20 protein-coding genes, 1 pseudogene and 1 other annotated feature are annotated in these 23,157 nt (G+C 35.2%); of the genes and pseudogenes, 1 reads left to right on the top strand and 20 read right to left on the bottom strand.

The genetic code is table 11. The annotated features are described in order from the left end of the window. Nucleotides 1-152: 152 nt before the first annotated feature. Together hchA and kbl are read right to left on the bottom strand one after the other, a co-directional pair. Entirely contained in the window at nucleotides 153-1,031 is an 879-nt protein-coding gene (gene hchA / locus IDG45_RS11230) for a glyoxalase III HchA (RefSeq protein WP_000076398.1), read from the bottom strand. A 295-nt stretch (nucleotides 1,032-1,326) separates the two neighbouring features. Then, nucleotides 1,327-2,514: a glycine C-acetyltransferase gene (kbl, locus tag IDG45_RS11225; RefSeq protein ID WP_000250828.1), complete on the bottom strand. Its 1,188-nt coding sequence runs from the start codon at nucleotides 2,512-2,514 to the stop codon at nucleotides 1,327-1,329. A gap of 170 nt (nucleotides 2,515-2,684) precedes the next feature. Between kbl and IDG45_RS11220 the strand changes: the two genes are divergently transcribed. Beyond that, nucleotides 2,685-3,860 carry a M20 family metallopeptidase gene (locus tag IDG45_RS11220; protein WP_000887919.1) on the top strand — a complete coding sequence of 392 codons (1,176 nt, stop codon included), beginning with the start codon at nucleotides 2,685-2,687 and terminating at the stop codon, nucleotides 3,858-3,860. Between the two features lie 280 nt (nucleotides 3,861-4,140). Here IDG45_RS11220 and tuf read toward each other — a convergent pair whose 3' ends face one another. From tuf to rlmB, 18 genes and pseudogenes are all read right to left on the bottom strand, one after another. After that, a complete protein-coding gene (tuf, locus tag IDG45_RS11215; RefSeq protein WP_001040568.1) occupies nucleotides 4,141-5,325 on the bottom strand; it encodes an elongation factor Tu in 1,185 nt (394 codons plus the stop codon). Between the two features lie 216 nt (nucleotides 5,326-5,541). Further along, nucleotides 5,542-7,623 carry an elongation factor G gene (gene fusA / locus IDG45_RS11210; protein ID WP_000090315.1) on the bottom strand — a complete coding sequence of 694 codons (2,082 nt, stop codon included), beginning with the start codon at nucleotides 7,621-7,623 and terminating at the stop codon, nucleotides 5,542-5,544. Between the two features lie 122 nt (nucleotides 7,624-7,745). Then, nucleotides 7,746-8,216 (bottom strand): 30S ribosomal protein S7, encoded by a 471-nt coding sequence (rpsG, locus tag IDG45_RS11205; RefSeq protein WP_001137495.1) that lies wholly within the window; start codon nucleotides 8,214-8,216, stop codon nucleotides 7,746-7,748. A gap of 65 nt (nucleotides 8,217-8,281) precedes the next feature. After that, the gene (gene rpsL / locus IDG45_RS11200) at nucleotides 8,282-8,695 is read right to left on the bottom strand and encodes a 30S ribosomal protein S12 (protein ID WP_001142337.1); all 414 of its coding nucleotides are present in this window, start codon (nucleotides 8,693-8,695) and stop codon (nucleotides 8,282-8,284) included. Nucleotides 8,696-8,792: 97 nt separating this feature from the next. Continuing rightward, entirely contained in the window at nucleotides 8,793-9,047 is a 255-nt protein-coding gene (locus IDG45_RS11195) for a ribosomal L7Ae/L30e/S12e/Gadd45 family protein (protein WP_000031892.1), read from the bottom strand. A 136-nt stretch (nucleotides 9,048-9,183) separates the two neighbouring features. Beyond that, nucleotides 9,184-12,780: a DNA-directed RNA polymerase subunit beta' gene (gene rpoC / locus IDG45_RS11190; protein WP_001788197.1), complete on the bottom strand. Its 3,597-nt coding sequence runs from the start codon at nucleotides 12,778-12,780 to the stop codon at nucleotides 9,184-9,186. 163 nt (nucleotides 12,781-12,943) lie between these two features. Further along, nucleotides 12,944-16,495 (bottom strand): DNA-directed RNA polymerase subunit beta, encoded by a 3,552-nt coding sequence (gene rpoB, locus IDG45_RS11185; RefSeq protein ID WP_000918667.1) that lies wholly within the window; start codon nucleotides 16,493-16,495, stop codon nucleotides 12,944-12,946. Nucleotides 16,496-16,709: 214 nt separating this feature from the next. Then, entirely contained in the window at nucleotides 16,710-17,318 is a 609-nt protein-coding gene (locus IDG45_RS11180) for a class I SAM-dependent methyltransferase (RefSeq protein WP_000020298.1), read from the bottom strand. Nucleotides 17,319-17,492: 174 nt separating this feature from the next. Beyond that, a complete protein-coding gene (gene rplL / locus IDG45_RS11175; RefSeq protein ID WP_001273586.1) occupies nucleotides 17,493-17,861 on the bottom strand; it encodes a 50S ribosomal protein L7/L12 in 369 nt (122 codons plus the stop codon). 42 nt (nucleotides 17,862-17,903) lie between these two features. Next, nucleotides 17,904-18,404: a 50S ribosomal protein L10 gene (gene rplJ, locus IDG45_RS11170; protein ID WP_001273085.1), complete on the bottom strand. Its 501-nt coding sequence runs from the start codon at nucleotides 18,402-18,404 to the stop codon at nucleotides 17,904-17,906. Between the two features lie 37 nt (nucleotides 18,405-18,441). Continuing rightward, nucleotides 18,442-18,588, bottom strand: a sequence feature (ribosomal protein L10 leader region). Nucleotides 18,589-18,675: 87 nt separating this feature from the next. Further along, nucleotides 18,676-19,368, bottom strand: a complete 693-nt coding sequence (gene rplA / locus IDG45_RS11165) for a 50S ribosomal protein L1 (protein WP_001074619.1) — start codon at nucleotides 19,366-19,368, stop codon at nucleotides 18,676-18,678. A gap of 207 nt (nucleotides 19,369-19,575) precedes the next feature. Next, complete coding sequence (gene rplK, locus IDG45_RS11160) at nucleotides 19,576-19,998, bottom strand: 50S ribosomal protein L11 (protein ID WP_001085792.1); 423 nt, start codon at nucleotides 19,996-19,998, stop codon at nucleotides 19,576-19,578. A 180-nt stretch (nucleotides 19,999-20,178) separates the two neighbouring features. After that, a complete protein-coding gene (nusG, locus tag IDG45_RS11155) occupies nucleotides 20,179-20,727 on the bottom strand; it encodes a transcription termination/antitermination protein NusG (protein ID WP_001288302.1) in 549 nt (182 codons plus the stop codon). A gap of 12 nt (nucleotides 20,728-20,739) precedes the next feature. Beyond that, nucleotides 20,740-20,922 (bottom strand): preprotein translocase subunit SecE, encoded by a 183-nt coding sequence (gene secE / locus IDG45_RS11150; RefSeq protein ID WP_001074473.1) that lies wholly within the window; start codon nucleotides 20,920-20,922, stop codon nucleotides 20,740-20,742. Between the two features lie 55 nt (nucleotides 20,923-20,977). Next, entirely contained in the window at nucleotides 20,978-21,121 is a 144-nt protein-coding gene (gene rpmG / locus IDG45_RS11145) for a 50S ribosomal protein L33 (RefSeq protein ID WP_001788193.1), read from the bottom strand. Between the two features lie 114 nt (nucleotides 21,122-21,235). Continuing rightward, a pseudogene (locus tag IDG45_RS11140) lies at nucleotides 21,236-21,805 on the bottom strand (sigma-70 family RNA polymerase sigma factor). 80 nt (nucleotides 21,806-21,885) lie between these two features. After that, the gene (locus tag IDG45_RS11135; RefSeq protein WP_000664738.1) at nucleotides 21,886-22,410 is read right to left on the bottom strand and encodes an NYN domain-containing protein; all 525 of its coding nucleotides are present in this window, start codon (nucleotides 22,408-22,410) and stop codon (nucleotides 21,886-21,888) included. Then, nucleotides 22,410-23,156, bottom strand: a complete 747-nt coding sequence (gene rlmB / locus IDG45_RS11130) for a 23S rRNA (guanosine(2251)-2'-O)-methyltransferase RlmB (RefSeq protein WP_206171628.1) — start codon at nucleotides 23,154-23,156, stop codon at nucleotides 22,410-22,412. Before rlmB ends, IDG45_RS11135 begins: the two co-directional genes overlap by 1 nt. Nucleotide 23,157: the final 1 nt, after the last annotated feature.

Below are 23,157 nucleotides of genomic sequence, written 5' to 3'. Positions count from 1 at the left end.
CGCCTTTTTCATATTCTTGAAACATATATAGCAGTACATCTATGTCTACTTTAGGTTTTATTGACATAAATAAAGCTCCCTTCAAAGTTTTCATTTTTTCAATGTCTACTTTGAAGGGAGCATTTCATGGGGCTCCTCTAATTTATATTTAATTATTTATTTTGTATTGCATTTAACATTTCATTAACTGCTAATTTTCCTAACTCATTTGAAGCTAAAGGACTGTCACCTGTTAATAATTTGCGATCTTTTAACGTTCTTCCTGTCATATCGTCGTTGACTACTTTTAATCCTTGTTTAGTTAATAAATCAGCAACTAACCATTTCAAGCGTCCAGGTAAATAACCTATTTCAATATTTGCACCTTCATCTAATGAGTCAGGGAAGACACAAACAGAGTATCCTTCTAATGGAGATTTTTCTCTGTTAAGCCCTGCTGAAAGTAGTGCTGCTGGTCCATGACATAATGTAACTATAAATCGGTCATTTTCTAATGCCCAATCTAATGTTTGTTGAACGTCTTCGCTTTCAGAAATACCAACAACTGCAGCATGTCCACCTGGGATAAAGACAGATAAATAGTCTGAATCAGGTCCTAATTCATTTTTAATCACATCTGCTAATTTTTTTGGCTGTTTTAATTTTTCTTTCAATTTATTATAAGTGCTTATAACTGCCTCGTCTTCAGTTGGCATAGCCCATAATTCTAATTTAGCTGGATAACCAGATAATGTCGCAACATCAACGTCAAAACCTGCTTCCATTAAATGATGTAAAGGTAATAACATTTCAACAGGATGATTACCCGTAGAGAACATTTTTCCATTTTCCAATAATACATATCTCTCTTCAGCAGCAATCATCAATACTTTCCATTTACCATCTTTATAGGCACCTTTGTGTTCAACACCATCAAAATCTGTTTTAGGTGCTGTATATTGACTAAGGGAATATGGTGATGGGAAAAATGCGTTATCTTCTGCTTTATCTGGCGTTGGTTGCTTACTTAATTCATTTACATCTTGTGACATAGTTTATTCCTACTTTCTCTATATAGTTACTACTAGTATAGACATATACTACACACTATAAACATGTATTACTATTAAAATGCTCATTATCAAAAATAATCAAAATGAATTTCTTTGTAAAAATACAACTAAATTCTACAAGATGCTTTTAAAATTCAAACTTTAATGGTTGATAACACTAAACATTGTTATAAGAACTTACTGTTAATAAACTAAACATTGTTATAAGAACTTACTGTTAATAAACTAAACATTTAAAAAAAGCCCACGACAATATTTGCCGTGGGAATAAATATTAAATCAACTTCATTTCTTTTCCTACTTTTTCATAAGCCGCAATTGCTTCATCTAACATGTCTTTTGTATGTGCAGCTGTAGGCATATTTCTTACACGTCCTGTACCTCTTGGTACTGTTGGGAAAACGATAGATTTCACATAGACACCTTCGTCTTTTAAACGCTTACTAAATTCTTGAGTTGTTTTTTCATCACCAATAATTACTGGTGTAATTGGAGTTTCTGACTCACCTGTATCATATCCTAATTTTGACAATCCGTTTTTTAAATATTGTGCATTGTCCCATAATTTATCATGTAATTCAGTTGAAGCCATTAACTTTTTAACTGCTTCAGTTATTGCTTTAGTATCCCCAGGTGCTAATGATGTAGAGAATAAGAATGGTCGTGATTGTGCTTTTAACCAATCTATTAACTCTTTTGTACCTGCTACATAACCGCCAACGACACCAATTGCTTTAGAAAGCGTACCTATTTGGAAATCGATTTTATCTTGTAAACCAAAATGTTTAACCGTACCAGCGCCTTTACCCATAACACCTGAACCATGAGCGTCGTCAACATAAGTTAATAAACCAAATTCTTCTGCAATTTCTACAATTTCAGGTAATTTAGCCACATCACCATCCATACTAAAAACGCCATCAGTGATATACATCACTTTATTGTATTGACCTGATTCAACTGCTTCTTTTGCTTTCGCACGTAAATCATCCATGTCTGAATGGTTAACTCGAATAATTTTAGCTTTAGATAAGCGACATCCATCAATAATTGATGCATGATTAAGCTCATCTGATAAAATAGCATCATTTTTATTCATAACAGCCGAAATAGCAGCCATATTACAATTAAATCCTGATTGATAAGCTATTGCAGCTTCTGTTCCTTTAAATTTTGCTAGTGTTTGTTCTAATTCGTCGTGTAAATCTAATGTACCATTGATTGTACGAACAGCGCCTGCACCTACACCATGTGTATCAATAGCTGCTTTTGCAGCTGATTTCAAATCTTCATTTGTTGCTAGTCCTAAATAATTATTTGAAGATAAGTTAATGTATGATTTCCCATTGATTTTGATTTCTGGTCCGTTTGCACCTTCAATTGTATCTATTTCATTATACAAACCATTTTCTTTTAGATAATTTATATTTTCCTCTAAAAACTCATGTAATGATTGAACCACAGTATATAATCCCCCTTAAGTATTGTTTGGTAATACCTTTATCATACAGTAATTCTACATAACTTGAAAGCCTTATCATTCATAGATAAAATATCTCAAAGCAATCATTTAGTACGATAATTTCATAAAATGTTATACTATAAACATTATTTTAGAAAGTAGTGATAAGGGTGTTAGATTGGTTCCAACTAGCAAATAATAAAGAAAATAAAACAATTCAACTCAGACGTTATTTACACCAATATCCTGAGTTATCTTTTGAAGAATTTCAAACACATGATTATATTGTTAACCAATTAAGCCAGTTATCTTGTGATATTGAAACACCTATCGGCCGCAATGGTATCAAAGCCACATTTAAAGGCTTGGGCACAGGACCTACCATTGCATTAAGAGCTGACTTTGATGCGTTACCTGTCGAGGAATTAAACGATGTGCCTTATAAGTCTAAAAATCCAGGATGTATGCATGCGTGTGGGCATGATGGTCATACAGCAATTTTACTTACTGTAGCAGAGATTTTAGATGAACATAAACATTTATTAGAAGGTAATGTTGTATTAATATTCCAGTACGGTGAAGAAATCATGCCAGGTGGTTCTCAAGAAATGATAGATGCTGGATGTCTGGAAAATGTAGATAGAATTTACGGTACACATTTATGGAGTGGTTATCCTACTGGAACTATTCATTCACGTGCTGGGGCAATCATGGCCTCTCCAGATGAATTCAGTGTCACAATTAAAGGTCGTGGCGGTCATGGTGCCAAACCTCATGAAACCATTGACCCAATAGTGATCATGGCAGAGTTCATTTTAAGCGCACAAAAAATAATTTCACGTACAATCGATCCAGTTAAACAAGCTGTACTTTCATTTGGAATGATTCAAGCAGGCACCACAGATAGCGTTATTCCTGATCAAGCATTTTGTAAAGGTACAGTTAGAACTTTCGATTCAGATATACAGAATCATGTAATGGACAAAATGGATAAGCTACTACAAGGTTTAGCAATAGCAAATGATATTAACTACGATTTGAATTATATTAAAGGGTATTTGCCTGTCCATAACAACGAGAAAGCATATCAAGTTATTAAAGAAGCAACAAATGACATACATGTACGCTTTAATGAATCAGATTTAATGATGATTGGAGAAGATTTTTCACATTATTTGAAAGTACGACCAGGTGCATTCTTTCTGACTGGTTGTGGTAATGAAAGTAAAGGTATTACAGCGCCACACCATAATCCCAAATTTGATATTGATGAAAAATCATTAAAATACGCTGTAGCTGTATTTTTAAAAATCATTGAATTAGAGCAAGTATTTAAAACAAATTAAGCATTTAAATTAATTGAAAGACATGAATCTGAGACATAAACTAATGAAATGCTCCCTTCAAAGTAGACATTGAAAAATGAAAACTTTGAAGGGAGCATTTTACAATGTTCAAGACTCTACAATTTTATTTAAACAGTATTATCAGCTATAAGTTTTATTAGTCAGTCTTTCATCAATTATTGTTCTTCTAAATCGAATAGCCATTACAAAATTTACACATTAAAAAAAGACCCCTCGATTGAGGGATCTTCTTTTTATATAAAATCTAAGAAATTAGAAATTATTTAATGATTTCAGTAACAACGCCTGATCCTACAGTACGTCCACCTTCACGGATTGAGAAACGAGTACCGTCTTCAATCGCGATTGGAGCGATTAATTCTACTGTCATTTCAACGTTATCACCAGGCATTACCATTTCAGTACCTTCTGGTAAGTGAACAACACCAGTTACGTCAGTAGTACGGAAATAGAATTGTGGACGATAGTTTGAGAAGAATGGAGTGTGACGTCCACCTTCGTCTTTTGATAATACGTATACTTCTGCTTTGAATTCAGTATGTGGTGTAATTGAACCAGGAGCAGCTAATACTTGACCACGTTGTACGTCTTCACGAGCAACACCACGTAATAATGCACCAATGTTGTCACCAGCTTCAGCGTAGTCTAATAATTTACGGAACATTTCAACACCTGTAACAGTTGTTTTAGATGTGTCATGTAAACCGATGATTTCAACTTCTTCACCAACTTTGATTTGACCACGTTCAACACGGCCTGTAGCAACAGTACCACGACCAGTGATTGAGAATACGTCCTCAACTGGCATCATGAATGGTTTGTCAGAATCACGTTCTGGAGTTGGAATGTAAGTATCTACAGCTTCCATTAATTCTAAGATTTTTTCTTCGTATTGAGCATCGCCTTCTAAAGCTTTTAATGCTGAACCAGCGATTACAGGTACATCGTCACCTGGGAAGTCATATTCGCTTAATAAGTCACGAACTTCCATTTCTACTAATTCTAATAATTCTTCATCGTCAACCATGTCAACTTTGTTTAAGAATACTACTAATGCTGGTACACCAACGTTACGTGATAAAAGAATGTGTTCACGAGTTTGTGGCATTGGACCGTCAGCAGCAGATACTACTAAGATACCGCCGTCCATTTGAGCAGCACCAGTGATCATGTTTTTAACGTAGTCAGCGTGTCCTGGGCAGTCAACGTGAGCGTAGTGACGTTTGTCAGTTTGGTACTCAATGTGAGAAGTATTGATTGTGATACCACGTTCTTTTTCTTCTGGAGCGTTGTCAATCATGTCATATGATTGTGCAACTGAGTCACCATTTTTTGCTAATACAGTAGCGATTGCTGCTGTTAATGTTGTTTTACCATGGTCAACGTGACCGATAGTACCGATATTGGCATGTTCTTTAGAACGATCAAATTTTTCTTTTGCCATTATAAAATCTCTCCTATTCTAATTAAAAATAATATTTAAATTTATCTCTCATGATAGTTTCTCACCATCATGAGAAATTATTTATAGCGATGCAAAAAGAATTTTACAATTCTTTTATAATGCATTCACCCCAAAAAATCAAACTATAAAGATGATAGCTTACATTTAAGCTCACCTTGTATTTTAACCTAGGCTAGCTAGTCAAAACAAGTTATATTATTCACCTTTATTTTTCTTGATAATATCTTCAGCGATTGATTTTGGAACTTCAGCATAGTGATCGAAGTACATAGTGTAAGTACCGCGACCTTGAGTGTTTGAACGTAATGATGTTGCATAACCGAACATTTCTGAAAGTGGTACATAAGCATTAACAACTTGTGCATTACCACGAGGTTCCATACCATCAACACGTCCACGACGAGATGTTACGTCACCCATGATATCACCCATGTACTCTTCAGGCATTTCAATAGTTACTTTCATCATTGGTTCTAAGATTACAGGATCACATTTTTTAGCAGCTTCTTTAAGTGCTAATGATGCAGCGATTTTGAAGGCCATTTCAGATGAATCGACATCATGGTATGAACCATCATATAATTTAGCTTTAACATCAATTAATGGATAACCTGCTAAGACACCATTTTCCATAGCATCTTTAAGACCAGCTTCTACTGATGGAATGTATTCACGAGGAACTACACCACCAACGATAGCGTTTTCGAATTCGAAACCTGCGCCTGTTTCGTTTGGTGTGAATTCAATGTGAACATCACCGTATTGACCACGACCACCAGATTGACGAGAGAATTTACCTTGAACTTGTGCAGATGATTTAAATGTTTCACGATATGAAACCATTGGAGCACCTACGTTACATTCAACGTTGAATTCTTTCTTCATACGGTCTACTAAGATGTCTAAGTGAAGCTCACCCATACCACCGATGATAACTTGTCCAGTTTCTTCGTCAGTGTGTGCATGGAATGTTGGGTCTTCTTCTTGTAATTTAACTAAAGCTTGAGTCATTTTATCTTGGTCAGCTTTAGATTTTGGCTCTACTGATAAGTGAATAACTGGCTCTGGGAATTCCATTGATTCCAAGATAATGTCATTTTTCTCACCACATAAAGTATCACCAGTACCTGTATCTTTAAGACCTACCGCAGCAGCGATATCTCCAGAGTATACAGTATCGATTTCTTGACGTGAGTTAGCGTGCATTTGTAATAAACGACCTACACGTTCACGTTTACCTTTAGTAGAGTTCTTAACGTATGAACCAGATGTCATTGTACCTGAGTACACACGGAAGAATGTTAATTTACCAACATAAGGGTCAGTCATAACTTTGAACGCTAATGCAGCGAATTCAGCTGAATCGTCTGCTTTCGCGATTACTTCTTCTTCAGGGTTGCTAGCACGGTGACCAATAATTGGTTTAACGTCTAGTGGTGAAGGTAAGTAATCAATTACAGCGTCAAGCATTAATTGAACACCTTTGTTTTTGAAAGCTGTACCACAAAGTACTGGGTAGAATTCTACGTTAGTAGTAGCTTGGCGGATAGCTTCTTTTAATTCAGAAACTGAAATTTCTTCGTCACCAAGATATTTTTCCATTAATTCGTCGCTAGTTTCTGCAACTGCTTCGATTAAGCTAGCACGAGCTTCCTCAGCTCTATCTAAGTGGTCTTCAGGAATTTCAATTTCTTCAATTTCAGTACCTAAATCATTTGTATATTTGAAACATTTCATTTCAACTAAGTCAATGATTGCTTCGAATTCGTCTTCCGCACCAATTGGTAATTGGATTGGAGCAGCGTTAGCTTGTAAACGATCATGTAATGTACTTACAGAGTATTCGAAGTTAGCACCTAATTTGTCCATTTTGTTTACAAATACGATACGTGGAACACCATAAGTTGTAGCCTGACGCCAAACTGTTTCAGTTTGAGGTTCAACACCTGATTGTGCATCAAGTACTGTAACTGCTCCGTCAAGTACACGTAATGAACGTTCAACTTCTACAGTGAAGTCTACGTGTCCAGGTGTATCGATAATGTTTACACGATGACCTTCCCAAGCTGCTGTTGTTGCAGCAGATGTGATAGTAATACCACGGTCTTGTTCTTGCTCCATCCAGTCCATTTGTGAAGCACCTTCGTGTGTTTCACCAATTTTGTGGATACGGCCAGTGTAATAAAGAATACGTTCAGTCGTAGTCGTTTTACCAGCATCAATGTGAGCCATGATACCGATATTACGAGTTTTTTCTAATGAAAATTCTCTAGCCATGTATTTTTTCTCCTTCCAGTTTATATTACTGAATAAATACGATAGATATGGCGATGCCCTAAGCATGAACGCTTAATGAAAATTCATTAATATAGAACACACTCAGGGTAAAAGCTTTTATCTTACCAACGGTAGTGAGCAAATGCTTTGTTTGCTTCAGCCATTTTGTGAGTGTCCTCACGTTTCTTAACGGCACCACCTGTATTATTTGCTGCATCTAAAATTTCGTTAGCTAAACGATCTTCCATCGTTTTTTCACCACGAAGACGTGCATAGTTAACTAACCAACGTAAACCTAAAGTAGTACGACGCTCTGGACGAACTTCTACAGGTACTTGATAGTTAGAACCACCTACACGACGAGCTTTAACTTCTAATACTGGCATAATGTTGTTGATTGCTTCTTCGAATACTTCTAATGCATCACGACCACTGCGTTGTTCAACTAGGTCGAATGCTGAATAAAGAATTCTTTGTGCTGTTCCACGTTTACCATCTAACATAATTTTGTTAATTAATTTAGTTACTAACTTAGAGTTATGAATTGGATCTGGTAATACGTCTCTTTTAGGTACTGATCCTTTACGAGGCATAATGTAAATCCTCCCTTCCTTATATTAAATATTTTAAGTTTAAGATTTAATTATAAACTAAATTCTTAGTTTTTAGGTTTCTTAGTTCCGTATAATGAACGACCTTGTCTACGTCCGTCAACACCTGAAGTATCAAGTGCTCCACGTACAATATGGTAACGCACACCTGGTAAGTCTTTTACACGTCCACCACGTACAAGTACAACACTGTGTTCTTGTAAGTTATGTCCGATACCAGGGATGTATGCGTTAATTTCGATGTTGTTTGATAAACGCACACGTGCATATTTACGTAACGCTGAGTTAGGTTTTTTAGGTGTCATTGTACCTACACGAGTACATACACCACGTTTTTGTGGTGAGTTTAAGTCAGTAAATTTTTTCTTTTTACTGTTGAAACCTTTATTTAAAGCTGGAGAATCTGATTTTTTGATTTTGCTTTGTCTTGGTTTACGTACTAATTGGTTAATAGTTGGCATGTGATATGTCCTCCTCTCTTCACTTTTTAATCCCACACATCCAGGTGGTTCATTTTTAGGTTAAATAAAATTTAGTAAGTAAAACACTTACTAATTCTCATTTAATCAATGCTACTATTGTCGCATTGACGTTAATACCTACATGTTTACCCAAAGCATGTTTGCTTTTGAAAAAAGATACAGGTATATTTTTCTGATTGATTTGGCTTAACACGCGAGTCATTAAATATACTTCAACGTCTTCAGCAATAATCAAAGATGTAACTTGATCTTTCTTTAACGCTTTAAGCGTTTCTTTAAGACCAACTACAAAATGTTGTTTGTTAAAGCGTGCAACTTTTTCCTTAGACAATAATTTATCCTCCAAAGTTCTGCTTGCATCAACCTTTAATATATTAACATTGAACAAGAGAATTCGTCAACATTAAATCAAATAATTTACATAAAAATAACAAGAGGCTAAAGCCTTAGCCTCTGTTATATATTTGTTATTCCGTTACTTCAGTTTGAGATTCAACTTCTGCAACTGGTTTAGCTGTTTTTTCGTATTTTACGTCGCTATAACGTCTCATACCAGTACCAGCTGGAATTAACTTACCAATAATTACGTTTTCTTTAAGACCTAATAAGTCATCACGCTTACCTTTAATTGCTGCATCTGTAAGAACTCTTGTTGTTTCTTGGAATGATGCTGCAGATAAGAAACTTTCTGTTTCAAGTGATGCTTTAGTAATACCAAGTAATACTGGTTTAGCTGTTGCAGGGCGCTTACGGTGTTTAAATGCTTCTCTATTTGCATCTGTAAAGTTATGAATATCAACTAATGAACCTGGTAATAACTTCGTATCACCTGCTTCGATAATTCTAACTTTACGTAACATTTGTCGAACCATAACCTCAACGTGTTTATCGTCGATTTCTACCCCTTGCATACGGTAAACTTTTTGTACTTCTTTCAATAAGTAGCTTTCAGTCGCGTTTAATCCAGCAACAGATAAGTAATTCTTAGGTTCAATAGAACCTTCAGTTAATACTTCACCACGTTGAACTGGTTGACCGATTTCTACAATAATTCTTGAAGTACCTGAAGCAAGGTATGATCTTGTTTCATTAGCACCTTTAACAACAATTTCTTGTTGTCTATCTTTTGCTAATTTAATATCTTCTACGACACCTTCGATTTCCGTAATTACCGCTTGACCTTTAGGGTTACGTGCTTCGAAAATCTCTTGAATACGAGGAAGACCTTGTGTGATATCGCTACCTGCTACCCCACCTGTATGGAATGTACGCATTGTAAGCTGTGTACCTGGTTCACCGATAGATTGGGCTGCAATTGTACCAACTGCTTCACCAACTTCAACTTTTTCACCAGTAGCAAGGTTTTTACCGTAACATTTTTCACAAACACCATGTCGTGCGTTACAAGTAAATGCTGAGCGAATATACATTTGTTCAATACCAGCATCTGTAATTTTCTTAGCAATTTCAGGTGTAATTAATTCATCAGGACGAATGATTATTTCATCAGTTTCAGGATGACGAATTGTTTCTTTAGAATAACGACCTTCAATACGTTCGATAAATGGTTCAATCATTTCTGTACCTTCTTTAATATCAGAAACTAATAAACCTCTATCAGTACCACAGTCTTCTTCACGAACAATAACATCTTGTGCCACGTCAACAAGACGACGAGTAAGATATCCTGAGTCAGCTGTTTTAAGTGCTGTATCGGCAAGACCTTTACGTGCACCGTGAGTTGAGATGAAGTATTCAAGTACTGTTAAACCTTCACGGAATGAAGATGTGATTGGTAATTCGATAATCTTACCAGATGGTGCGGCCATCAATCCACGCATACCTGCTAACTGTGTAAAGTTAGATGCGTTACCACGGGCACCTGAATCACTCATCATGAAGATTGGGTTAGTTTTATCAAGTGATTGCATCAATTCACCTTGAATTTGATCTTTTGCATCTGTCCAAATTTCAACAACTGCATTGTATCTTTCTTCTTCAGTGATTAAACCACGATTGAATTGTTTTGTAATTCTGTCGACTAATTTTTCATGCTCATCAAGTATTTGTTGCTTATCAGGTAATACTACGATATCAGCAACACCTACTGTAATACCAGCTTTAGATGAGAATTTGAATCCTAAGTCTTTCATACGGTCTAACATCATTGATGTATCAGTGATGCTAAATCTGTTGAATACTTCTGCAATAATATTACCTAAGAATTTTTTGTTGAAAGGTTCAATTAATTCTTCATTTTCAAAGTATTCTTTTAATCCGCCTTCACCTAAAGTTGTAGGATCGATGAAATATCTGTTTGGTGTCTTTCTTTCTAAGTTTTCTTGCGTAGGTTCATTAATATAAGCAAATGAATCTGGAATGATTTCATTAAATATAATTTTACCTACTGACGTAGCAAGAATCTTTTTGTTTTGTTCTTCAGTAAATGTTGGATTGTTGAATGAACTTGCATGTACACCAATTCTTGTGTGTAAATGTACAAAGCCATTTGCATATGCTTTTAATACTTCATTTGTATTATTAAAGATTGCGCCTGTATTTACTGCATCTTTTCTTTCTAAAGTAAGGTAATAGTTACCAAGTACCATATCTTGTGATGGTGTAACTACTGGTTTACCATCTTTAGGGTTCAAGATGTTTTGTGCTGCTAACATCAACATTCTTGCTTCAGCTTGTGCCTCTTTTGATAAAGGAACGTGAACCGCCATTTGGTCACCATCAAAGTCAGCGTTATAAGCTGTTGTTACAAGTGGATGTAGACGAATCGCACGACCTTCAACTAAAGTTGGTTCAAATGCTTGAATACCAAGTCTATGAAGTGTTGGTGCACGGTTAAGTAATACAGGATGTTCTCTAATTACTTCTTCCAATACATCCCAAACTTCATCATCCATGCGTTCGATTTTACTCTTCGCATTTTTAATGTTAGTTGCAATTTCACGTTGAACTAATTCTTTCATTACGAATGGTTTAAATAGTTCAAGTGCCATTTCTTTTGGTAAACCACATTGATACATTTTCAAGCTTGGACCTACCGCGATAACTGAACGTCCTGAATAGTCAACACGTTTACCAAGTAAGTTTTGACGGAAACGACCTTGTTTACCTTTTAACATATGAGATAAAGATTTTAATGGACGGTTACCTGGGCCAGTAACTGGACGACCACGACGACCATTATCAATTAAAGCGTCAACGGCTTCTTGTAACATACGTTTTTCGTTTTGAACGATAATACCAGGTGCACCTAAATCTAATAAACGTTTCAAACGATTATTTCGATTAATTACACGACGGTATAAGTCGTTTAAGTCACTTGTTGCAAATCGTCCACCATCTAATTGAACCATTGGACGAATTTCTGGTGGGATGATTGGAAGTACATCTAAAATCATCCATGAAGGTTTGTTACCTGAATTACGGAATGATTCAACAACTTCTAAACGTTTAATTGCACGAGTAAGTCTTTGACCAGTAGCTGATTCCAACTCATCGCGTAACAATTTAAGTTCTTCGTCAAGATCAATCTCTTCAAGTAAATCTTTAATACCTTCTGCACCCATTTTTGCAACGAATTGACCTGGGTATTTATCATAATAATCTCTGAATTCAGCTTCAGATAATAAAGTTTTCTTTTCTAAACCAGTTGGACCTGGATCTACAACAACATAAGAAGCAAAGTAAATAACTTCTTCTAATGCTCTTGGTGACATGTCAAGTAATAATCCCATACGACTTGGTATACCTTTGAAATACCAAATGTGAGAAACTGGAGCAGCAAGTTCAATGTGACCCATTCTTTCACGACGTACTTTAGATTTAGTTACTTCAACTCCACATCTGTCACAGACCATGCCTTTGTAGCGAACACGTTTGTATTTACCACAACTACATTCCCAGTCTTTTGTAGGTCCGAAAATTCTTTCACAGAATAGACCATCTTTTTCAGGTTTTAATGTACGGTAGTTGATTGTTTCAGGTTTTTTAACTTCACCAAAAGACCAAGAACGGATTTTTTCAGGTGAAGCCAATCCTATTTTCATATAATGGAAATTATTTACATCAATCAAGGAGCCTACCTCCTTCAATTTAGATTAGCTGTGCTATTTGATTGATTTGCATTTATTTAAAATGGCTTAAAGTACTAAACTGAATCATCAATAAAATTCAGCTTAGTATCTTTTTGCCTGTTTTGTAAATTGCGTATTAATCAGTAACTTCTTTTTGTGTTTCAGGAGCATCATTTTGTTGTAAATCTACTTTGCGTTCTACAACATCATCGTCATCAACGTCTGTCATTTCGATTTCATTATCTTGCTCATCCATAACTTTTACATCTAAACCTAAACTTTGTAATTCTTTCATCAATACTCGGAATGATTCTGGAACACTTGGTCTAGAGATGTTTTCACCTTTAACAATAGCCTCGTATGTTTTCACACGTCCTACTGTATCATCGGATTTGTAAGTTAAGATTTCTTGTAATGTGTATGCAGCACCATATGCTTCAAGTGCCCATACCTCCATCTCACCGAAACGTTGTCCACCGAATTGCGCTTTACCGCCAAGTGGTTGTTGTGTAACAAGTGAATATGGTCCTGTTGAACGCGCATGTAATTTATCATCAACCATGTGCGCAAGTTTCAACATGTACATTACACCTACTGAAATACGGTTATCGAATGGTTCACCTGTACGTCCATCATAAAGTACAGTTTTACCATCACGAGCCATACCAGCTTCTTCAATTGTTGACCATACATCGTCATCGTTTGCACCGTCAAATACTGGTGATGCAACGTGAATACCAAGATTTTTAGCAGCCATACCTAAGTGTAGCTCTAATACTTGTCCGATGTTCATACGAGATGGTACACCAAGAGGATTTAACATGATATCGATCGGACGTCCATCTGGTAAGTAAGGCATATCTTCTTCAGGAACAATCTTAGAAATGACACCTTTGTTACCATGTCGACCACACATCTTATCACCAACATGAATTTTACGTTTTTGAACGATATATACACGTACTAATTGGTTTACACCAGGTGATAATGTATCGTCGCCTTCTTCACGATTGAATACTTTTACATCAAGAACGATACCGCCAGCGCCGTGAGGTACACGTAATGAAGTATCTCTAACTTCACGTGCTTTTTCACCAAAGATTGCATGTAACAATCTTTCTTCGGCAGTTAACTCAGTTACACCTTTAGGCGTTACTTTACCAACTAAAATATCTCCATCTTTTACTTCTGCACCAATATAAACGATACCACGATCGTCTAAGTTCTTAAGTGCACTTTCAGAAACATTAGGAATATCTCTTGTGATTTCTTCAGGTCCTAACTTAGTATCACGTGCTTCTGATTCATACTCTTCAATATGAATAGAAGTATACACGTCATCTTTCACAAGTCTTTCACTCATGATAACGGCATCCTCATAGTTGTAACCGTCCCAAGTCATGAAACCAACTACTACGTTTCTACCTAATGCCATTTCTCCTAATTCCATAGATGGTCCATCTGCTAAAATCTCGTTATACTCAACAACATCTCCAACTGCAACGATTGGACGTTGGTTGTAACATGTACCTGAGTTTGAACGTTTAAATTTAGCTAATGGATAGCGATCTAATTCACCTTCATGCTCAACGCCGTTCTCTTCAACTAGACGACGTACAAGAATTTCATTAGATTCAACATGTTCAACACGACCTCTGTGCTTAGCTGTAATAGCTGCACCAGAATCACGTGCTGCAACGTGTTCCATACCTGTACCAACAAATGGTGCTTCTGGATTCATCAAAGGCACTGCTTGACGTTGCATGTTCGCACCCATCAATGCACGGTTTGAGTCATCATTTTCTAAGAATGGAATACATGCTGTCGCTGCTGAAACAACTTGCTTCGGCGATACATCCATATAATCCATTTTTTCTTTAGCCATAACTGTATTGTTACCACGGAAACGACATACAACTTCATCATCCATGAAACGACCATTTTCATCTAATTTAGAGTTTGCTTGTGCTACAACATAGCTATCTTCTTCGTCAGCTGTTAAATAGTCAATTTGATCAGTGATAGCATGTGTATCTAAATCAACTTTACGATATGGTGTTTCAATAAAGCCGAATTCATTTACACGTGCATAACTTGATAATGAGTTAATCAATCCAATGTTTGGTCCCTCAGGTGTTTCAATTGGACACATACGGCCATAGTGAGAGTAGTGAACGTCACGTACTTCCATTTGAGCACGTTCACGTGTTAAACCACCAGGTCCTAATGCTGATAGACGACGTTTATGCGTTAACTCAGCTAATGGATTTGCTTGGTCCATGAATTGTGATAATTGAGAGCTACCAAAGAATTCTTTAATAGATGCAATAACAGGTCGAATATTAATTAATTGTTGAGGTGTGATAGACTCAGTATCTTGAATTGACATTCTTTCACGTACAACTCTTTCCATTCTTGATAAACCGATACGGAATTGGTTTTGTAGTAATTCACCTACAGAACGTAAACGACGGTTACCTAAATGGTCAATATCATCTGTATATCCAATACCACTTAATAAGTTAAAGAAGTAACTCATTGAAGCGATGATATCTGCTGGTGTAATACATTTAACTTCTGAGTCAGGGAAAGCATTACCAATTACAGTTGTCGTACGACCTTCATCATCGTTAGGAACATATACTTTAATTGATTGAATTTCTACTGGCTCGTCTATAACGCTACCATGCAATTCAAACACTTCGCTGTTTGCGTTTGATTCAAGTACATCCATGATTTCGTCGATTTTACGACGATCAAGCACTGTACCTTCTTCAACTACAATTTCACCAGTTTCAGTATTCACAATTGGCTCAGCTAATTTTTGATTGAATAAACGATGTTTTAAATGTAATTTTTTGTTTGTTTTATAACGACCCACGCTTGCTAAGTCATAGCGTTTTGGATCAAAGAAACGTGAATACAATAGACTTTTAGCATTTTCAACAGTTGGTGGTTCACCTGGACGTAAACGTTCATAGATTTCTAATAACGCTTGTTCAGTGTTTTCAGTGCCGTCTTTCTCTAAAGTATTACGTAAGTATTCATTGTCACCTAAAAGGTCAACAATTTCTTGGTCACTTGAGAAACCTAATGCACGTAACAATACTGTTAATGGTAGTTTACGTGTTCTATCAATACGCACGTATACAACATCTTTAGCATCTGTTTCATATTCTAACCATGCACCACGGTTTGGAATAATTGTTGCATCATAGTTTTCACGACCATTTTTGTCGATTTTTTCATTGAAATAAACGGATGGTGAACGAACTAATTGAGATACGATTACACGTTCTGCACCATTGATAACGAACGTACCTGTATCAGTCATTAATGGGAAATCACCCATAAAGACTTCTTGTTCTTTAACTTCTCCTGTTTCTTTAATGATTAGACGCACTTTTACACGAAGAGGTGCAGCATAAGTAGCGTCACGGTTTTTAGATTCTTCTAAATCATATTTTGGTTCTCCTAAACGGTAATCCACAAACTCTAATGACAAATTACCAGTAAAATCTTCAATTGGAGAAATGTCTCTAAACATTTCGATTAAACCTTCTCTTAGGAACCACTCGTAAGATTTAGTTTGAATTTCTATTAAGTTTGGTAATTCTAATACTTCTGAAATTCTCGCGTAGTTTCTACGTTTACGATGTCTTCCATATTGGACAACTTGACCTGCCAAACAGATTCACCCCTCAAAAATTATGTGATCCGCTTTTAGCTAAATACCATAAGCATATTAATAAAAAGACAAAAAGAAAACGGCAACACTAATGATGACACCATTTTCGATTCTATATTTATTCTTAATTAACTTATCTATTTAACGTAAAAGTACACACTTATTGAACATAAATTTTTACATTATATAACTATAACAGAATATCCATTTCATTTCAAGCTTTTATACTTCTCAGAATGTAATATCCTTTATCTTTATTTACCACTTCTACATTTCCAAAAAGTTCATTCATTCTTTTCTTTGCAGATGGCATACCTTGCTTCTTCTGAATTACAACGAATAGTTCACCGTTCGAGTCTAATCTATGTAATGCTTGCTCGAATATACGATGCACGGTTTCTTTCCCTGCTCTTATTGGTGGATTGGTTAAAATAAAATCAAAACTTTTGTCTTCCACAGCAGACAAAGCATCACTTTCCTTTACGATCACATTATCAATACCGTTTAATTTTTGGTTTTTTTCAACTAAGGCTATCGCTCTGTTATTAACATCTAGCATTGTAATTGAATGATGTGGTGATACTTTAGCAATCATCAAACCAATTGGTCCGTAACCACAACCAACATCGGCAATTCGCTTACTTGGACCAGGTGGATGCGTTTTTAAAAAAGTTTGAACAAGAACATCTGAACCATAATCTACTTTATCTTTCGAAAACACTCCGTTATCAGTTATTAAATCAATTTTATGATGCTTTAATTGATATTGAATACGTTGTTCATTGCTAATTACACTTGGATCTTCATCATAATAATGACTCATTATTCCACCTCATCTTCACTTTGTAACTCGTCATTATAATTATAACATTTCACTCAGTCTTTAAATGAATAAAACCCCGTTATCAAAATAACGGGGTTTTAACTTCTCAAAGAATCATTATATTATAGCAATGCTTGCTATAAAACTTTGATTATTAAGTTTAAGATACTTGAATTATTTTAATTCTACAGTAGCTCCAACTTCTTCTAATTGTTCTTTAAGTTTTTCAGCTTCTTCTTTAGGTAAAGCTTCTTTGATTACTTTAGGAGCTCCGTCTACTAATTCTTTAGCGTCTTTTAATCCTAAACCAGTTGCTTCTTTAACAGCTTTAACAACTTTGATTTTAGATGAACCAGCTGAAGTTAACTCAACGTCAAATTCAGTTTTTTCTGCTGCAGCATCAGCGCCACCAGCTGCACCTGCTACTGCTACTGGAGCAGCTGCAGTTACACCAAATTCTTCTTCAATTGCTTTTACTAAGTCGTTTAATTCTAATACTGACATTTCTTTAATCGCTTCAATGATTTGTTCATGATTAGCCATTTTATAATTCCTCCATTATTTTTAATTTTTTTACGCTAAAAATTATTCAGCGTTTTCTTCTTTTTGTTCTCCAATAGCTTTAACCGCATAAGCGAAGTTGCGTACAGGAGCTTGTAATACTGATAAAAGCATAGATACAAGACCATCGTGTGAAGGTAATGAACCAACAGTTTTAACTTCTTCTGCTGTAATAACATTGCCTTCCATAACGCCTGATTTAATTTCTAATGCTTCATGATCTTTAGCAAATCCAGAAATTACTTTCGCTGCAGCTACAGCATCTTCACTTGAAGTTGCAATAGCAGTAGGACCTGTTAAGAATTCATCTAAGCCTTCGATACCAGCTTTTTCAGCTGCACGACGTACCATAGTGTTTTTGTATACTTTATACTCAACACCAGCTTCACGTAATTGTGAACGTAAGTCAGTAACTTCAGCTACTGTTAATCCACGGTAGTCAACGATTACTGTTGAAACTGAATTTGATAGTACCTCAGCAATTTCATCAACTAGTTGTTTTTTAGCTTCAATGATAGCAGACATTCAGACACCTCCATTTAAATTTTTGGTGCTTTTTTTAAAATTAATAAAAAAAGCACTTTCTACCCACGGCAAAAAGTGCTTGAAAGATCATAGATCATCACGTTCAAGTCAATTTTAGCCTCGGCAGGATAAATTTTAAGTTATAAATAACTCCTACTGTCTTAGGTAAAATAATCACAATAAGTAATATAACTTGGAAATTACTTATTGTCAATATATTTTTACAGACTGAAAGATATTTCTTTCAGCCTGTAATTGTTTATATCATTTATTATTTGAAACTTGCAGTATCAATTTTAACTCCAGGACCCATTGTTGTAGTTACAGCAACAGATTTGAAGTATGTACCTTTAGCAGATGATGGTTTAGCTTTAGCTAATACATCTTGTAAAGTATTGAAGTTTTCAATTAATTGTTCATCAGTAAATGAAACTTTACCAATTGATGCATGTACGATACCAGCTTTTTCAGCGCGGTATTCTACTTTACCAGCTTTGATTTCTTCAACAGCTTTTTTAACATCCATTGTTACAGTTCCAGTTTTAGGGTTTGGCATTAAACCTTTTGGTCCTAATACACGACCTAATTTACCAACTTCACCCATCATGTCTGGTGTAGCAACTACTACATCGAAGTCGAACCAACCTTGTTGGATTTTTTGAACGTATTCTGCTTCACCTACATAGTCAGCACCTGCTGCTTCAGCTTCAGCAATTTTGTCACCTTTAGCGAATACTAATACACTTTGTGATTTACCAGTTCCGTTTGGTAATACAACTGCACCACGGATTTGTTGGTCATTTTTACGTGTATCAATTCCTAAACGGAATGCAACTTCAACAGAAGCGTCAAAGTTAGCAATGCTTGTTTCTTTAGCTAATTTAATTGCTTCTTCAACACTGTAGTGCTGAGTACGGTCAACTTTACTAGCTGCTTCTTGATACTTTTTACCTTTTTTAGCCATTTATAGTTCCTCCTTTAGTGGTTTTAGCGGAATTTCCTCCCACATTACTTGCTAGATGCAAGTTAAGAGCAGACAACAGAAGAATTAATCTTATGAATAAATCAATCATTAATCTAGTCATTCAGATTATATTTATAATTCATCATTATTATCTCTGTTATCTGCTTCATCGTTTAAATCATGTAATCAAATTTAATATTCGTAAAATTATTCTACAACGATACCCATACTACGTGCAGTACCTTCGATAATACGCATAGCTGCTTCTTCGTCAGCAGCGTTTAAGTCTTGCATTTTGCTGTTAGCAATTTCGCGTACTTGATCTTTAGTTACTGTAGCAACTTTAGTTTTGTTTGGTTCACCTGAACCTTTTTCAATACCAGCTGCTTTTTTAAGTAATACTGGAGCCGGTGGAGTTTTTGTAATAAATGTAAATGAACGATCTTCATAAACACTGATTTCTACCGGAATAATTAAACCTGCTTGATCTTGAGTACGTGCATTGAACTCTTTACAGAATCCCATGATGTTCACACCTGCTTGACCTAATGCTGGACCAACTGGTGGTGCTGGATTCGCTTTACCTGCAGGAATTTGTAATTTAACAACTTTATCTACTTTTTTAGCCACGATGTGCACCTCCTTGATATCGTGATGTGGTCACAGGGCTCAGTTTTGCCCTCCCACTCTTAACATTTCGTGACGAAATGGGCGCTCTAAAAGCGCGACCACATAATTTTAACACTTTTCTAATTAAAAAATCAATACTCTTTTTTATCTTTTGGTTAGTTTAATAACTTTAATTGTTAATTAAAGCTTTTCTATTTGATCGAATTCAACTTCTACTGGTGTTTCTCGGCCAAACATATCTACTAATACTGTTAGCTTAAACTTATCTGTTTCAATTTCTTGAACTTCACCAACTTGATTCGCAAATGGACCTGATTTAATACGAACTTGCTCGCCAACTTCGAGTTCAACATCGATAGTCTTTTCTTTAAGACCCATTTGTTTTAAGATGAAGCGAACTTCTTCTGGTAACAACGGATTTGGCTTAGACCCTGCACCTGCAGAACCTACAAAACCAGTAACGCCTGGTGTATTTCTTACCACATACCATGATTCATCTGTCATGATTAATTCCACTAAAACATATCCAGGGAATGTTTTTTTAACGGTTGTTTTAGCTTTACCATCTTTAACTTGAGTTTCTTCTTCTTCCGGTATGACTACTCTAAAGATTTGTTCAGTCATATTCATAGATTCTACTCTTTTTTCTAAATTCTTTTTAACTTTATTTTCATATCCAGAATATGTATGCACTGCATACCAACGCTTTGCGCCAACTTCTTCAGACATGTCTTCACTCCTCTAACCAAATAATAAATTTTTCAATGCTGTAATTCCTAAATCTAAGGCATAGAAAAAGACTAAGAAGAATATAACAGTAGAAACTACAATTACAGTATATTTAAATAGCTCTTCTTTCGTCGGCCAACTTGTTTTTTCCATTTCAGACTTAACGCCTTTAAAGAAACTTTCTTTTTTAGCCATTTGCTCAACCTCCAAATCCTTTGAACATATTATCAAAGTATTATTTCGAATGTATTTATTTCGATTCTTTATGAATTGTGTGCGCGTTACATTTTGGACAATATTTCTTTAAGGTTAATCTTGTTGCCGAGCCTTCTTGCTTAGGAACATTATAATTTCTATTGCCACAAGCTTCACAATTTAAAGGTATTTTCCTCACAATAATTCACCTTTATTCATTATAATACCAGTATACTATACATAAAATTTATAACAAATGTCAAACCATCAAGAAGTAACACGTTCTAATTCAATTCACGTCCTAAGGCGCTTTTCAAATCATTTTGAAATAACGTTTTATTTTATTTTTACATCGTTGTATGGCATTATAAATCACTTTCTCTTTTACATGCATCAGTTGAGCAATTTCTCTCGGCTTATATTGTTCGCACATTAAATACATGACATCTTTTTCAAATGCACTCAAATACTTAAACTGACGAATCAACTCTTTAATTGCTAATTTATTCAAATAATTGTTTTCAACATCATAACGCTTTATTGCACATGGATACGTAACTCTATATTCATTAATCAAATTATCCATTCTTTTATTTGTAGCTAAATATTTTCTCAAATAATCATACTTTACAGACGTAATTAAACATTGAACATAATTTGTGAAAGGCTAGTCTCCACTAAAATCAAATGTTTGGACCGACCTATACATCCGTATAAGTATTTCTTGATATAAGTCTTCTAAATCATAATGATTAAATCCAAATGTTTTGATGCGTCGAATAATTAATGGTTGTAGATCCATTACTAACTTTTCGAAGTCTTTATCATTTATTGCATTGTTACGTTTGATTGTACTGTCTTGAGTTGTCAAATCATATTTCAAGTATTAAACTAACCCCTTCTATCTAAAATTTAAGGTTAGTTTAATATTGTTACATTCAAAATTTCAAGATGAAGGAAATGTCATTTCTTATGATGTCCTCTTCGTATTTTTTCAAATTCTGCAAGGATTTCAGAAGATAACGGAATTCGAGTTCTTGGCTTGTTTTCACTTATATCATCTAATGATTTACTCACATCAATTTCATTTTCTTTTAAATCTCTCCACATTTCGCGAGATGATATTCTATATGCACCTGATCCAAAGATAGCATGTTGCTCACTCATATCACTTGTTACAACTGTAATATGCTTAGTGTGCTTGTCATAAAGTTCATAGACATAACGTTCTATGAAACTATCAGCTGTTTCTTTTTCCTTGGTAAAAATCGTTTTAACACCATGATACATGTATTCTCTTTCAACACCCGATTGGTCATAAGCATCGAAAACACAAATAATTTCATCTGAAATAACAGCATTATAATTTGCAATTGCATCTATTAATTGCATTCTAGCTTCTTCTAAATTCTCTTTTGCAATGGCGCTTAGCGTTGGTGATTGTCCTATCATATTGTATCCATCAATGATTAAGTAACGTTCTTTCATTATATTTCTCCAACATCATGTCTTTTTCGAAATACTTCGTACATCATTAAACTTGCTGCAACCGAAGCATTCAAACTGTTTACATGTCCAACCATTGGAATCTTAATATAAAAATCGCATTTATCACTTACTAGGCGACTCATACCCTGTCCTTCGCTGCCAATTACAATAGCCAATGACATGTCCGCTTCAAGATTTCTATAATCCGTTGCATTATTAGCTTCAGTGCCAGCTACCCAAAAGCCATTATCTTTTAGTTCATCGATAGTTTTAGCTAAATTTGTCACTCGAATAACTGGTACATGTTCAATTGCACCTGTTGAGGCTTTTGCAACTGTTTGCGTTAGTGTAACTGAACGACGTTTAGGAATAATAACACCATCAACTCCCGTCGCATCTGCTGTTCTTAAAATTGATCCCAAGTTATTCGGGTCTTCTAAGCCGTCTAATATAAGTACTGTCGATAAACCTTCTTTTTCTTTTTGCTGTTTTAAAAATTGATCGAAGTCAGCATATTCATATGGTGCAATAAGCGCTGCAACACCCTGATGTGGTGCATTTGCTAAAAAATCTAATTTAGATTTTGGTACAGTTTGAACAATGATTTTTTGATCTTTTGCATTTTTTAAAATTTCATTAATTTGTTGCTTTTTAATACCTTCTTGAATCAATATCTTATTTATCGGATGCCCAGTAATAATCGCTTCTCTAACAGCATGCCTACCAACAATAACCGTATCTTCCACA

Source organism: Staphylococcus sp. EG-SA-10 (assembly GCF_017151945.1).
Taxonomy (GTDB): Bacteria; Bacillota; Bacilli; order Staphylococcales; family Staphylococcaceae; genus Staphylococcus; species Staphylococcus aureus.
This window is presented reverse-complemented; position numbering and strand designations above follow the sequence as displayed.